This window comes from Azospirillum brasilense (assembly GCF_008365405.1).
GTDB lineage: Bacteria > Pseudomonadota > Alphaproteobacteria > Azospirillales > Azospirillaceae > Azospirillum > Azospirillum brasilense_D.
In genome coordinates, this window is the sequence record NZ_QOKV01000001.1 from 904,446 (window position 1) to 918,938 (window position 14,493).

Consider the following 14,493-nt stretch of genomic DNA (forward strand, 5'->3'; position numbering starts at 1 on the left):
CGATTACTTTGAAAGATACGCAGTAATCCATGATTAAAAGTAGCTTTGCGCATATGCCTAAAGCGTTCTTCTTTTAATCCCACAGAGTGGTACCGTATTGCACGACACAGGGGTAAGGTCATCCAAAATATCGGCACGTCAATGCCATCGGTGGGGCACGGGTGGGGAAACCTCGGGTGATTGGTAGCCTACAAGATTGCCCAGGGAGTCAGAGCAATTTTCCAAAAATCGCGGGAGCTGACCAATGGAACCAGTGCGTGCTTTTCTGATCGACTCCAACAAGCTGTTCCGCGAAGGCCTTAAGAGGCTTCTCGACGATTCACCCTTCCAGATCGCAGCCGAGGCGGGGAATTTGCGGGAGGCGCTGAACTCCGTGGAGAACGGCCTGCGTCCGCAGCTCATCCTGCTCGATCTGGTGAACGGGGGCGAGGAGGAGGCCGACGGCATGCGGCGGCTGCGAGCCCAACTTCCCGATGCGCGCATGGTCATCCTGACCAGCGATCTGTGCACCCGCCGCCTCGCCAACGCGCTGGAGGCCGGAGCGGACGGCTATCTGATGAAGGATCTGTCGTCCGATGCGCTGGCCCAATCCCTGCGCCTCGTGATGATGGGCGAGAAGGTGTTTCCCACCCATCTCGCCGCGTTGCTGATCTCCGGCCGGGTGAACGGGAACGGCACCGACATGCCGGTCTCGCGCAAGGGCCTGTCCCAACGGGAGGTGCAGATCCTGCGCTGCCTGCTGAACGGCGACAGCAACAAGATGATCGCCAACCATCTGAACATCACCGAAGCGACGGTGAAGGTCCATCTGAAGAGCCTGCTGCGCAAGATCAACGCCTCGAACCGCACCCAGGCGGCGATCTGGGCGCTGAACAACGGCATTGGCGGAGAGTTGGCAGGGGCTGGCGCGGTGACCGCGGCGGCGGCTCACCAGTAATAGCACTCCCGCGATCATCCCCACCGGTGCAGGCGCCGGGCCGGCCCGTCATCCCCATTTCGGATGACGGGCCGGCCCGGCGTTTCCATGCGTGGTCGCCGGGCGCGGCCGCAAGCGTCGGAATTGCATTCCGATTGGTGGCCGGTTGGTGGCATCCCAGCGGAGGCTATGCTCGGAAAGAAAATATCCCGGCACGGTGGCCGGGATTCTTTCGGTTGATCGGGATGAAACGCGTCCGACGAAGCGTCAGGACGTGCCGGTCCGGTGGGCCGGGGCCGCGTGCATATGCGGCGGCACCATCCCTTCCCGGGCGGACTGCAACGCGCCCTGCTGTCGCGCGGCGAAGACGCCGGCTTCCGTTCTGTTGCGGAAGTGCAGCTTGGACAGGACGCTGCGCACCATCGACTTGATGACCGCCTCGGACAGATCGAGCTGGTTGGCGATCGTCCGGTTGTTCAGACCCTGGCCAAGCAGGCGCAGGGTCTCGAACTCCGGCTCCGACAGCCTTGGCAGCAGCGTCAGCCGGATCTCATCGACGCCCAGCCGGGACAGGAACTGCTTGGGCATCAGACAGTGCCCCTCCAGCCCCAGATCCAGCAGTTCGTTGATGCGGTCCACGTTGATGTCCTCGAACACCCACGCATCGGCGAAGGCCAGGATGTGTGCGGCGTCCAGCAATTCCCGCGACGACAGCACCACGACGATCCGCGACCGGCGTGACAGCCGCAGATACACCATCGGTTCGTTCTCGCGCAGCGCGGTGAACTGCTGAAGGCCGATCAGGATCGCATCGGGCGTCAGCGTGCTCTGCGTCAGTTCCGCTATGTCGTGGAAGACGGTCACACGATGGCGACCGGCCCGGTCGAGCGCCTGCACCACGGTGTCGGTCAGGGAATTGTTGTCGAGTATCAGGCAGACGTGCATTGGGGTCACCGCGTTGCGGGTCGAGTGCGATGCTTTCTCTTGGGCGTACTCATGGTTCATTTGCATGGGTCAGCTCTGTTTGGAGGAGGCATCCACGGCAGGCCCTTGTCGGGCATTATCGCCGCCTGTGTTTTAGGCTTGTCTCGTGCTCTCTATCGGTCGGCGCTCTGTATCTTCGCTTAAGTGGTTTCGTTTAAAGACTGCATCGAATTTCAGGCATATATCCATCAAACCTGGAAAAAAACTTGACACTGTGACAAACAGTTTATAAATTAGGCGTGTAACACGTAAATCAAACGATAGACGATCACTCAAGATGGTCAAGCGCATCTGAATGGTGATCAGGTCGCTCCAAGCGATAACTCTTTTGTGACGGACTGCGCTGAAAGGCCAGTACAGGTGTGTGCCGCAAGGTGGCGCATTCGTGCAGGAAAAGGACTGGCCATCCGTGCAGTAGGTTGCGCCGTTGGGATAGGTTTTCACGCATTTTAATCATCGAAGCCGAGCCTTTGCGCGCGTCGGATGCTGCCGGGGTGGACATCGCGACCTTCCCATTCTGAACAACCAAACATGGAGAAAATCGCGGGCCTCCTTTCTTTCGTGCAAAGAAATAGCCATAAAGTAATAGTTCTTGTTTTGTTCAGTCGGCCTTCGCTGTATCGGAGGGCCTTCCCGGGCCGCAAATGACCTATGGCCCTTGTCCGGATATTGGCTCTCTTCCGATTGTGGTAGCAGTTCTTCAAGCCACGTGGCGAAAGGGTAGTTGGATCGCCAACGGGGTGGCCCGGTTAGTCCGGGAGGGCTGATCCGAAGCAACGGAATAGAACGAAGGCGGACGGGGCCATGAAAATTCTGATCGGTGACGACCATCTCCTTTTTCGTGAAGGCCTGCGCCGTCTTCTGGAGCAGCTTCACGGGGACGCGATTTTTGTCGAGGCGGGCACGTTCGACGAGGTGCTTCAGCAGTGCCGCGTGGGCGGCGGGTTCGACGTTGTGCTGATGGACCTGCACATGCCGAACTGGCCGGGTTTCGACGGGCTGCGCGAGGTGCAGAGTCTGCAGCCGGGCGTGCCGGTTGTGGTGATCTCCGCCTCCGAGGCGCTGAACGACATTCGCGGCGCGCTCGACCACGGGGCCACCGGCTACATTCCGAAGTCCAGCAGCGTCAAGGTGATGATGGGCGCGCTGAACCTCGTCTTCTCGGGCGGTATCTATGTGCCCCCCGGCGCGCTCACCGCGGCGACGGCGGCCTCCGACGCCGCGCCGCGCCGCGGTCGCCTGGACGGCGCGGACCGCAGCGCCTACGGTCTGACCCAGCGCCAGCGCGAAGTCCTGGATTGCCTGCGGGCGGGCAAGTCGAACAAGCAGATCGCCTACGAACTCGGTCTGTCCGAGGGCACGGTGAAGATCCACGTCACGGCGATCTTCAAGTCGCTGGGCGTCAAGAACCGCACCCAGGCGGTGATCGCCGCCGCCGCCATGGCTTCGTAAAGAGGGCAGGTCCGAAGGTTACGGGGCAGGGCGGGAAACAAGGAAAACCGGGTTGGAGACCGACAGGGCCGCGAGCAGGCACGAACAAGGTGCCGCCGCGGCCTTTTCGATTCCGGCTTTCGCCTCACCTCATATACTCATGCCCGAATCCGCGCCGGCGGCGCGTTCATGGGTCCAGAAGGAGGAAAGACAGCGATGGCGGCGGAAACCCCGGTGTGCGACTTCGGCCGGAAGGCGGAGGATTTCAGCCTGAAGGGAACCGATGGAAAGACCTACAGCCTGTCCGATGTCCAGGGGCCGAGCGGCACGCTGGTCATGTTCATCTGCAACCATTGCCCTTATGTGAAGGCGGTGATCGGGCGAATCGTCGAGGAGGTCGACGCGCTGCGGGCCCATGGCATCGGCGCCGTCGCCATTATGTCCAACGACACCGACGCCTATCCCGACGACGGCTTCGACAACATGAAGCGCTTCGCGGCGGAGAACGGCTTCACCTTCCCCTATCTGATCGACGAGACGCAGGAGGTGGCGCGGGCCTACGGCGCGGTCTGCACGCCGGACTTCTTCGGCTTCAACGCCGACCTCTGCCTGCAGTACCGCGGGCGGCTGGACGCCTCCAAGCGCGAGCCGATCCCCGACGCCCCGCGCGAGCTGTTCCACGCGATGGTCCGCGTCGCCCAGACGGGGCAGGGACCCACCGACCAGATCCCCAGCATGGGCTGCTCCATCAAATGGCGGAATCCCGCCTGATTCCGCCCAAAGCGCGGCCTTAATACCCGGATGGGCGCCGTTGCGCCTTGACCGCGTGCGGCGCCCAATGCTATCCGGCCCTTTGAACCATCAGAACCGCCCGCCGCAGCCGCGCGCGGGCGCAATCCCCGCTGTAACGGTTTTCGTGCCGTAGGATGCCGCTGTAGAGCCATGAGCGATATTTTCCGCGAAGTCGACGAGGATCTGCGCCGCGACCGCATGGAGCGCGTCTTCAAGCGCTACGGCGGCATCATGCTGGCGGCCGCGTTGGCGGTCGTCGCCGCGACGGGCGGCACGGTCGCCTGGCGCAACTGGCAGCAGTCGCAGAAGGAAAGCGAGACGACGGCCTTGGCCGCCGCCCTGTCGCAGGCCGCCCAGGGGCCGGACAAGGGCGTCGAGGCGCTGGCCGCCTTCGCCGCCAAGTCCGACCCCGGCATGGCCGCGCTGGCGCAGCTGAACGCTGCCGCCCTGCTGGCCCGCGAGGGCAAGACGGCGGAGGCCGTGACCGTCTACGACACGCTGTCCAACAACGCCGGCGCCGCCGCGGTCTACCGTGAACTGGCGGCCCTGCTGTCGGTGATGCACCAGCTCGAATCCGGCGATCCGGCCCAGCTTCAGGCGCGGCTCCAGCCTCTGACGGCGGACGTCAACCCCTGGCGCTTCTCCGCCCGCGAAATGAGCGCCGTGCTCGCCGCACGCTCCGGGGACAAGGAGCGCGCACGCACCCTGTTCCAGCAATTGGCCGACGACTCGCAGGCTCCGGCCGGCGTCCGGTCGCGCGCCGCCGATCTCGCCACCCTCTACGGCAAGAGCTGATGACCCGCATTTCCATGGCCGCCCCGACCGCGCACCCCACCGCGAAGCGCCGCTCCCTGCGCACCGCCCTGCTTTCCGCCCCGCTGCTGGCCGTGCTGCTCAGCGGCTGCGACACCGTCAGCGGGTGGTTCGGCAAGACTCCCGATCCGCCCCTGCCGGGTGAGCGGGTGTCCGTCCTGACCCGCGAGCGCAAGGTCGAGGTCGACCAGCGGCTGGTCGGCACGCCGGTCACCCTGCCGACCGCCGTCGCCAACCCGGCCTGGGCGCAGCCCGGCGGCACGCCGGAGCACGCCGGCGGCAACCTCGCCTTGTCGGCCACTCCCGCCGAGGCGTGGCGCGGCGACGTCGGCACGGGGGCGAGCAGCTCCCGTTCGCTTCTGGCGACTCCGGTCATCGCCGACGGGCGCATCTTCGCCATGGACGCCGACTCGCACGTCGCCGCTCTCGACGAGCGCACCGGGCGCCAGCTCTGGCGGATCGACACCAAGCCGGAGAAGGAGCGCGGCGGCGCCAGCGGCGGCGGTGTCGCCTTCGCCGACGGGCGCGTCTTCGCGGCCACCGGCTTCGGCGAGGTGGTGGCACTCGATCCCGCCAACGGCTCGATCATTTGGCGCAAGCGCGTGCCGGGTCCGGTCCGCGGCGCGCCGACGGTCGAGGGCGGGCGCGTCCTCGTCCTGACGCTGGACAACCAACTCACCGCCCTGTCGGCCTCCGACGGCACCGTCCAGTGGTCGCATCAGGGCATCCTGGAGACGGCGGGTCTGCTGGGCGCCGTCAGCGCGGCGGCCTCGCCGACCCTGATCGTCGCCCCCTATTCTTCCGGCGAGCTGTACGGCCTGCGCCCGGAGAACGGGCGCGTGGCGTGGCAGGAGAGCCTGGCGGCGATCCGCCGCAGCGGCGCCCTGAGCAGCCTCGCCGACATCCGCGGCCTGCCGGTGATCGACCGCGGCGTCGTCTACGCGATCGGCCATTCCGGCCGCATGATCGCCATCGACGAGCGCATCGGCATCCGCCTGTGGGAGGCCGAGATCGGCGGCACCCAGACCCCCTGGCTCGCCGGCGACCACATCTTCGTGATCACCAACGATTCGGAGCTGGTTGCCCTGACCCGTCAGGCCGGCCACGCCCGCTGGGTCACGCAGCTCGCGCCGTTCACCGATCCGGAGGACAAGAAGGGGCCGATCACCTGGTCGGGTCCGATCCTGGCCGGTGGCAAGCTCTACGTCACCGGATCGAACGGCCAGATGCTGGCTCTGTCGCCCAGCGACGGGCAGGTTCTGACCCGCTATTCGCTGCCGGCCTCCACCTATTTGCCTCCGGTCGTGGCGAACAACACCCTATATGTCCTGGGCGAGAACGGTACGCTGGTGGCGTACCGCTGATCGCCACCCCTGGTTCTTTATAAGGCCCCCGGCCCGATGTCCTTCACCGTCGCCCTCGTCGGTCGGCCGAATGTCGGCAAATCGACTCTGTTCAACCGTTTGGCCGGCAAGAAGCTGGCGCTGGTCGACGACACGCCCGGCGTGACGCGCGACTGGCGCTCGGCCCCCGCCCGCGTGGGCGGGCTGTCCTTCACCGTGGTCGACACCGCGGGCCTGGAGGACGTCACCGACGACAGCCTGGAGGCGCGCATGCGCCGCCAGACCGAACGCGCCCTGGAACGCGCCGACGTGGCGCTGTTCATCGTGGACGCCCGCACCGGCATCACGCCGCTGGACCGCCACTTCGCGGCCCTGCTGCGCAAGAGCAAGACCCCCGTCATCCTCGTCGCCAACAAGGCGGAAGGCAAGGTGGGGATGACCGGCCTCTATGAGGCCTTCGAGCTTGGCCTGGGCGACCCCCTCGCGCTGTCGGCGGAGCATGGCGAGGGCATGGCCGATCTGGTCGAGGCCCTGCTGCCCTACGCCCCGCCCGAGCCGGAAGCGGTCGAGAAGGCTTCGGCTCCCGCCAAGGGCGAGGGGGAAGAGGAGCTTCCGGTCGGCGACCAGCCGGAAACCGACGAGGAGCGCGCCCGTCCGATCCAGATCGCCATCGTCGGTCGTCCGAACGTCGGCAAGTCCACCCTGCTCAACGCCCTGATCGGCGAGGAGCGCGTGCTGACCGGCCCCGAGGCCGGCATGACGCGCGACGCCATCAGCGTCGACTGGGAATGGCGTGGCCGCAAGTTCAGGCTGGTCGACACCGCCGGCATGCGCCGTCGCGCCCGCGTCGACGCCAAGGTGGAGAAGCTGGCCGTCGCCGACGCCCTGCGCGTCGTCCGCATGGCCCAGGTCGTACTGCTCGTGGTCGACGCCAACCAGATCCTCGACAAGCAGGACCTGACCATCGCCCGCACGGTGGTAGAAGAGGGGCGCGCCCTGGTCATCGCCCTGAACAAGTGGGACGCCGTGGACGACCGCGCCATGGCCCTGCGCCAGGTCGAGGACAAGCTCCAGGCCGCTCTGGCCCAGATCAAGGGCGTGGCGGTCGTGACCATCTCCGCCCTGCAGGGCAAGAAGCTGGACACGCTGCTCGATTCGATCCTGTCGACCTACGGGCAATGGAACCGCCGCATTCCGACCGCCCAGCTCAACCGCTGGATCGAGGGCGTGCTGGATCACCACCCGCCCCCCCTGGTCGAGGGCCGGCGCGTGAAGATCCGCTACGCCACGCAGGTGAAGGCACGTCCGCCAACGGTGGCGCTGTTCGTGAACAAGCCGCTGGATCTGCCGGAAAGCTATCAGCGCTATCTGATTGCGCATCTGCGCGAGACGTTCGACCTGCCGGGCGTGCCGGTGCGGCTGCTGCTGCGGAAGCAGAAGAACCCCTACGCGGATGATTGAGCCGTTGCGCTCCCCGTCTCCCTTCCCGTTGTGTGGGGGAAGGGGACAGGGAGCGCCACCGCTTACGCCAGCTTCAATTCCTTGAAGAAATCGTTGCCCTTGTCATCGACGATGATGAAGGCCGGGAAGTCCTCGACCTCGATGCGCCAGATGGCTTCCATGCCGAGTTCCGGGTACTCGACGCACTCCACCTTCTTGATGCAGTCCTGAGCCAGACGGGCCGCGGCGCCGCCGATGGAGCCCAGATAGAAGCCGCCGTGCTTCTGGCAAGCCGCCGTCACCTCGGGGCTGCGGTTGCCCTTGGCCAGCATGACCATGGAGCCGCCCGCCGCCTGGAACTGCTCGACGAAGCTGTCCATGCGCCCGGCGGTCGTCGGACCGAACGAGCCCGAGGCGTAGCCTTCCGGGGTCTTGGCCGGGCCGGCGTAGTAGATGGGATGGTTCTTGAAATAGTCCGGCAGCGGCTCGCCGGCGTCCAGACGCGCGCGCAGCTTGGAATGGGCGAGGTCGCGGGCGACGATCAGCGGGCCGCTCAGCGACAGGCGCGTGCGGATCGGATACTGTTTCAGCGTGGCGAGGATCTCGCTCATCGGCTGGTTGAGGTCGATCTTCACCACCTCGCCGGCCAGATCGCCGTCGGTGATCTCCGGCAGATACTTCGCCGGATCGGTCTCCAACTGCTCCAGGAAGATGCCGTCCTTGGTGATCTTGCCCACCGCCTGACGGTCGGCCGAGCAGGACACGCCGATGCCGATCGGCATGGAGGCGCCATGGCGCGGCAGGCGGATGACGCGGACGTCGTGGCAGAAGTACTTGCCGCCGAACTGGGCGCCGATGCCCATAGTCTGGGTCAGCGTGTGCACTTCCGCTTCCATGGCGAGATCGCGGAAGGCGTGCGCGTCCTCGCCGCCCTCGGTCGGCAGGTTGTCGAGGTAGCGGGCCGAGGCCAGCTTCACCGTCTTCAGATTCTGCTCCGCCGACAGGCCGCCGATGACGATGGCGAGGTGGTAGGGCGGGCAGGCCGAGGTGCCGAGATAGCGGATCTTGTCCTCGAGGAACTTCAGCAGCCGGTCTGGCGCCAGCACCGACGGGGTGGCCTGATGCAGGAAGGTCTTGTTGGCCGACCCGCCGCCCTTGGCCATGAACAGGAACTTGTAGGCGTCCTCGCCCTCCGCGTAGATCTCGACCTGGCCCGGCAGGTTGTTGCGGGTGTTCTTCTCCTCGTACATGGAGATCGGGGCGAGCTGGCTGTAGCGCAGGTTGCGCTTCAGGTAGGCGTCGCGGGCGCCTTCCGACAGAGCGGCCTCGTCGCCGCCCTTGGTGAAGACGCGGCGGCCCTTCTTGCCCATGATGATGGCGGTGCCGGTGTCCTGGCACATCGGCAGGGTGCCGGCGGCGGCGATGTTGGCGTTCTTCAGCAGGTCCAACGCCACGAACTTGTCGTTCGGCGAGGCTTCCGGATCGTCGAGGATCGCGCGGATCTGGCCGAGATGGCCGGGGCGCAGCAGGTGGTTGATGTCCTTGAACGCCTCCTCGGCCAGCAGGCGCAGGCCCTCCGGCTCGACCTTCAGGACCTGTTCGCCGTCGAACTCGACGACCGAGACATAATCCGAGGTCAGCTTGCGGTAGGTCGTGTCGTCCTTGGTCAGCGGAAACAGCGTCGAGGCGCCGCGGGCGGGGCTGATGTCGTCGGGCATTCGGGGGGCTTCCTTCCTGTTCTTGGGTCACAGGCCCCAATGCGGCGCGCGGGAGCGCGCAAAAGGGCCAGGGCCACGCTCGCGCACCGTTATACACCCCTGCGCCCGCCGCACAACGGGAACGGAACGCCCTGCGGCGTTAAGGAAAGGGCACCGTCCGGGCCCGAAAACGAAGCGGCCCGGCCCCACCGCCGAAGCGCTGAATGCCGAGCCGCAACACACCATTCCAGACAATGACTTACGCGGCGCTCTTGAACTGATCCGTCAACTCGGGCTGGCCTTCGGTCACCGGCTCCGCCGGGGCGCCGGCCCATTCCGTGTGCGCCGGGATCTCCTCGCCCTTCATGACCAGGGTCAGCGGGCCGAGATGGGCGTAATCGCCGACGCTGGTGTCGTACAGCACGGTGGAGCCGGCGCCGATGGTGACGCCGCGGCCGACCTTCACGCAGCCGACCTTCATCACGCGGTCCTCGTAGAGGTGCGTCTGCAGGGCCGACAGGGCGTTCACCGCGCTGTGGTCGCCGACCGTCACGCAATCGAACTCGGTGATGTCGGTGGTGTCCATGAAGACGCCCTGGCCGAACTTCGTGCCGAACAGGCGCAGCACCCAGGGCAGCATCGGCGTGCCGCGCAGATGGTCCAGCAGCACCTTGCCGGCGAGGCCCCAGTAGAGCACCGCCACCGCTTCCGTCTTCATGGCCCACCAGGACCACATCGGCTTCACGGTCGGCGTGTAACGGCCCATCAGCAGCCACTTCACCAGGATGACCACCGCCACCATCGCCACCGGGATGGCGACGCTGACCGCCAGGAACTGCGCCAGGAAGGCGCCGTAGCGCTGCTCCAGGATGGCCGGGGCGAACAACTCCACCGCCAGCGTGCCGAAGGTGATGAACAGCATCGTCGGCATCGACAGGCTGAAGGCCTCGAACACCGCGCGGCCCAGGCGGCGGGCCTTGGACGGCTCGTAGGTCCAGTTGGCGCCGACCCCGTCGAAGCGCTGGCGCACCGGCAGCTTGATCGGCGGGCTGCCGAACCATGTCTCCCCGGCGGACATCGCCTCATTGGCGGGCGGCTTCGACTTGATGCCGATCAGCGAGCCCGTGGGGATGCTGGCTCCCGCCGGCACCACCGCGTCGTTGCCGACGAACACGCGCGCCTCGGTCTTCACCGGCTTCAGGAACATCCAGCCGCGGCGGATGTCCTCGTCGCCCAGCACCACCTCGTCGGCGATGAAGCACTTCTCGCCGATCTCAACGAGGTCGTAGCGCCCGGCGAGGTTGGTGGAGATCTCCGCGTCCTTGCCGATCTTGGCGCCCATCAGCCGGTACCACGCCCGCATGTAGACCGTGGCGTAGAGCGAGCTGAGCGTGTCCAGCATCACCTCGGTGGACAACGCCACCATCCATTTGCGCAGGTAGAAGCCGCTGTGCACCGAATAGGTGCCGGCCTCGACGCGCGGCAGGACGATCCAGCGCACCGCGGCGATCATGCAGACCGTTACCGCGACCAGCGCCATGGCGGTCGGCCAGGCGATCAGCGGCAGATAGTAGAGGTAGCTGACGCCGAAGACCGAGCCCAGCACCCCGTCCAGATTGTCGAACAGGTAGAAGGCCGGGAAGATCGGCATCAGCGAAATCGGTGGCAGAGCGAGCAGCATCGCCGTGTAGAAGGCGGCGTTGAGCCCACGGCGCAGCCGTCCGGCGGTCGCCGGGACAGGCAGTTCCGCTTGGTCGACGCTGCCGACGCGGCGGACGGGCGAGCCGTCCCAGCGCTCATAGGCGCCGGTGCGGGCGTCGGCGGGCAGGGCGGTGAGGTCGGCCAGCTCCGTGCCATGACCGACCACCGCGTCCATGCCGATGACGCAGGACGTGCCGACATAGGCGTCGGCGCCGATCTCCACCGCGCCGATGACCAGCTCGTTGCCGATCACCTCGGCGTTGGCCAGCTTCACCTTACCGCCGATCGAGGCGCCGGCGCCGATGGTGACGAGGTCGATGGCACCGGACTCGAACTCGCCGATCAGCGCCTCGTCGCCCACCTTGGCGCCGAGCGCGCGCAGGAGGACCCGCATGACCGGCGAGCCCTGGAACCACTTCAGATGGACGAGGCTGATGAAGCGCTGCGCCAGCCACCAGCGGTAATAATAGGCGCCCCACAGCGGGTAGCGTCCGGGCTTCGTCCGCCCGATGACCAGCCACTTGGCCGCGACGGCGATCACCACCGTGGCCGCGTTGATGACCATGTAGACGCCGAGCAGCGTGGCGATTTCCTGAAGGAAACCCGCATCCTCGCCGGACAGCAGCATGTAGCTGACGAAGACGCCGAGCCACTGCGCTGTCATCAGTGCCAGGATGAAGGGCAGGGCCGCCGCCTGCGCCGCGCCGCAGAGGAAGCGGCGGAGCAGGGGAGGCGGCGCGAAGGAACGGTCCTTGCGCTCGGCCCCGCCGCCGTTGCCGCCGCGCGTCGCGCGGGTGTCCAGCCGCTCGGCCATGGCGCGCAGGCTGCGGGCGCCGTAGACGTCCTGCAGGGTCAGCCCGTCGAGATGGCGGGTCTCCCGCACCGCCGACACGAATCGCGCGGCGAGCAGTGAATGCCCGCCCAGGTCCATGAAGAAGTCGGCCTCCAGCGGCACCGATTGTCCGGGAAAGACGCGCTTGGCGGCCTCCAGAAGGGCGGTTTCCGTCGGGGTCTGCGGCTCGTCCTGGTCACCGGGGCCGGCGTCGTCGGTCAGCGGGGCGGCCTGCAGCGCCTTGCGGTCCGCCTTGCCGGAGGTCAGGCGGGGCAGGCGGTCCGTCACCTCGAAATGCGAGGGCACCATGTAGCTCGGCAACTGGGCGCGCAGCTGGTCGCGCAGCGCCGTCTTGTCCAGCGCGGCGCCGGCCTGCGGCACCAGAAAGGCGACCAAGCGGTCCAGCCCATTGTCGTTGCGCAGCACGACGGTGGCCTGGCTCACGCCGGCCATGCCGGTCAACTTGGCTTCGATCTCGCCCAACTCCAGCCGGAAGCCGCGGATCTTCACCTGGTCGTCGATGCGGCCGTGGAACAGCAGGTTGCCGTTCGGATCGACGCTCACCGCGTCGCCGGAGCGGTAGAGCAGCGGGTCGTTGCCGTGGATGGCGAAGCGGTTGCGGATGAACTTCTCGGCGGTCAGGTCCGGGCGCCCCAGATAGCCCTGCGCCACCCCCGGCCCGCCGATCAGCAGCTCGCCCTGTGTGCCGGGGGCGACCAGCGCCATCGCCTCGTCCACCACATAGCAGCTGTAGTTCGGAATCGGCCGGCCGATGGTGACCGGCTCGTCCGGGCGCACCTCGGCCACGGTAGCGACCACGGTCGCCTCGGTCGGGCCATAGCTGTTGAAGATCGTCCGCCCCGGACGGCACCAGCGCGCGGCCACCGCGGGCGGACAGGCCTCGCCGCCCAGAATGATGACGCGAAGGCTCGGCACGTCCTGGGGCAGCATGGCGAGCAGGGTCGGCACGGTGTCCAGCACGGTGATGCCAGCGTCGCTCAGGACGTCGGCCAGCCGGTCGGCCTCGTCCAGCACCTGCCGGCTCGCCACCCAGAGCGTCGCGCCGACCAGATACGGCACGAAGATCTCCTCAAGCGACAGGTCGAAGGCCACGGACGCGCCCTGGAAGGCGACATCCTCGCCGGTGATGCCGTACAGGCTGTTGGCCGCGCGCAGGTAGTGGCAGATGTTGGCGTGGCTGATGACGATGCCCTTGGGCTTGCCGGTCGAGCCCGAGGTGTAGATCGCGTAGGCCGGGTGATTCCGGCTGACACCGTCCGCGCGCAGATCGGGCGCGCGCTCATCATCGCAGGTCAGGTCCTCCAGCCGAAGAGCGGGCACCGCGAGCCCGGCCGCCTTCGACGCGGTCACGGCGTCCACCAGGATGGCCCGCGCGGAGCAGTCGGCCAGGCTGACCGCCACGCGTTCGGCGGGGGCGTCGACGTCGAAAGGCAGATAGGCCGCGCCAGCCTTCAGAATGCCGAGCAGCGCCACATGAAGGTCGAGCGACCGCATCATCCACAGGCCGACGAAGGTCCCCGGACCGTAGCCGCGCGCGCGCAACGCATTGGCGACACGGTTCGCCCGAGCCTCCAACTCCCCATAACTGACGCGACGCCCGTCGAACAGCATGGCGGTCCGCTCCGGCATGGCCCGCGCGGTGTCCGCGAAGATGTCGGACAGCAACTCGTCCCGAAGCAGTTCCGGCATCGCGCTGCCCCGCAGCACGCCGGAAACAGGGAGAGAGGAAAAGGAAGAGGAGAGGGCATCGTTCGAAGATTCGGACGAACGATGGCCGGCGCCCGGGGCTTCGACCAAGGTCGGCGTGCGAAGCAATGTCACGCTTGTCAGCCTTTATAAAATGGTTCAGCGCAATCGCGGCGGTCGGACCTGTGTCTGATGGTCCCGGCGGTCGGCTGGCGGCGAGTTTCTGCCGTTGTGCAACCTTGCCGAATTTTGGTTAACGAACCATTGATTGCGGCCGCGTCCAAGCTGGAGATCCCTTCAGCTGTTGGCCCGACTATGCGATCCCCTGCGCGGCACAGCCAATGAAAAGGGTGTCATGTGCGTTCGGAAGGGGACGGGAGAAAAATCGCTGGGGGTCAAAAAAAGTGCTTGCCACCCCTGGAGCACCACGCATATAAAGCGCCTCCCGACGCGGTGGCCGCCAACGAGGCGCCGACGGGTCGGGACACAGAGACATTCTGGCCCTGGCGGTCCGCTCCTCGAAGGGGCTGGGCGCGGGGTATTGCGGTTCTCCTAAGAGCCGCGGGATCTTGGATATCGTTGATACCGTGTTGTGAGAAGGGATGCGCAGGCGGCGGTTTTGGCCGTTGGCCGCGGACCGGTTCCGGAGAGGGACTGGCATCGCGGGTCGCTTGAGCATCTCGGTCAAGCAGTAAGAGACGAACAGTTTCGAAAGCTTGGGTTGAGGTCGCGTTGAGCGGCCCTGTCAAGTGTGCGTTTCCGCGGTCAGCTTGAACCTGAGAGTTTGATCCTGGCTCAGAACGAACGCTGGCGGCATGCCTAACACATGCAAGTCGA

General features: G+C 66.6%; 9 protein-coding genes and 1 rRNA gene. 7 read left to right on the top strand and 3 right to left on the bottom strand.

Going from position 1 to position 14,493, the window contains the following annotated elements; translation table 11 throughout:
• Window positions 1–244 precede the first annotated feature (244 nt).
• Window positions 245–937: a LuxR C-terminal-related transcriptional regulator gene (locus DS837_RS04325; protein WP_038527688.1), complete on the top strand. Its 693-nt coding sequence runs from the start codon at window positions 245–247 to the stop codon at window positions 935–937.
• 246 nt (window positions 938–1,183) lie between these two features.
• Here DS837_RS04325 and DS837_RS04330 read toward each other — a convergent pair whose 3' ends face one another.
• The gene (locus DS837_RS04330) at window positions 1,184–1,861 is read right to left on the bottom strand and encodes a response regulator transcription factor (RefSeq protein WP_149163615.1); all 678 of its coding nucleotides are present in this window, start codon (window positions 1,859–1,861) and stop codon (window positions 1,184–1,186) included.
• 843 nt (window positions 1,862–2,704) lie between these two features.
• Here DS837_RS04330 and DS837_RS04335 point away from each other — a divergent pair.
• The 5 genes from DS837_RS04335 to der all read left to right on the top strand — a co-directional run bounded on the left by DS837_RS04335 (window position 2,705) and on the right by der (window position 7,740).
• Window positions 2,705–3,352 carry a response regulator transcription factor gene (locus DS837_RS04335; protein WP_114856818.1) on the top strand — a complete coding sequence of 216 codons (648 nt, stop codon included), beginning with the start codon at window positions 2,705–2,707 and terminating at the stop codon, window positions 3,350–3,352.
• Between the two features lie 195 nt (window positions 3,353–3,547).
• Window positions 3,548–4,102, top strand: a complete 555-nt coding sequence (locus tag DS837_RS04340; protein ID WP_149163564.1) for a thioredoxin family protein — start codon at window positions 3,548–3,550, stop codon at window positions 4,100–4,102.
• A 171-nt stretch (window positions 4,103–4,273) separates the two neighbouring features.
• The gene (locus DS837_RS04345; RefSeq protein ID WP_149163565.1) at window positions 4,274–4,918 is read left to right on the top strand and encodes a tetratricopeptide repeat protein; all 645 of its coding nucleotides are present in this window, start codon (window positions 4,274–4,276) and stop codon (window positions 4,916–4,918) included.
• Window positions 4,918–6,300, top strand: coding sequence for an outer membrane protein assembly factor BamB family protein (locus tag DS837_RS04350; RefSeq protein WP_247889754.1), 1,383 nt, complete (start codon window positions 4,918–4,920; stop codon window positions 6,298–6,300). The genes DS837_RS04345 and DS837_RS04350 overlap by 1 nt, the downstream gene beginning before the upstream one ends.
• Window positions 6,301–6,336: 36 nt before the next feature.
• Window positions 6,337–7,740 carry a ribosome biogenesis GTPase Der gene (gene der / locus DS837_RS04355; RefSeq protein WP_149163566.1) on the top strand — a complete coding sequence of 468 codons (1,404 nt, stop codon included), beginning with the start codon at window positions 6,337–6,339 and terminating at the stop codon, window positions 7,738–7,740.
• A gap of 62 nt (window positions 7,741–7,802) precedes the next feature.
• On the opposite strand, the gene DS837_RS04360 is transcribed toward der, so the two are convergent.
• Together DS837_RS04360 and DS837_RS04365 are read right to left on the bottom strand one after the other, a co-directional pair.
• Window positions 7,803–9,437: a fumarate hydratase gene (locus tag DS837_RS04360; RefSeq protein ID WP_149163567.1), complete on the bottom strand. Its 1,635-nt coding sequence runs from the start codon at window positions 9,435–9,437 to the stop codon at window positions 7,803–7,805.
• 238 nt (window positions 9,438–9,675) lie between these two features.
• Complete coding sequence (locus DS837_RS04365) at window positions 9,676–13,659, bottom strand: Pls/PosA family non-ribosomal peptide synthetase (protein WP_149163568.1); 3,984 nt, start codon at window positions 13,657–13,659, stop codon at window positions 9,676–9,678.
• A gap of 769 nt (window positions 13,660–14,428) precedes the next feature.
• Between DS837_RS04365 and DS837_RS04370 the strand changes: the two genes are divergently transcribed.
• Window positions 14,429–14,493 (top strand): 16S ribosomal RNA (locus DS837_RS04370); the annotation flags it as partial.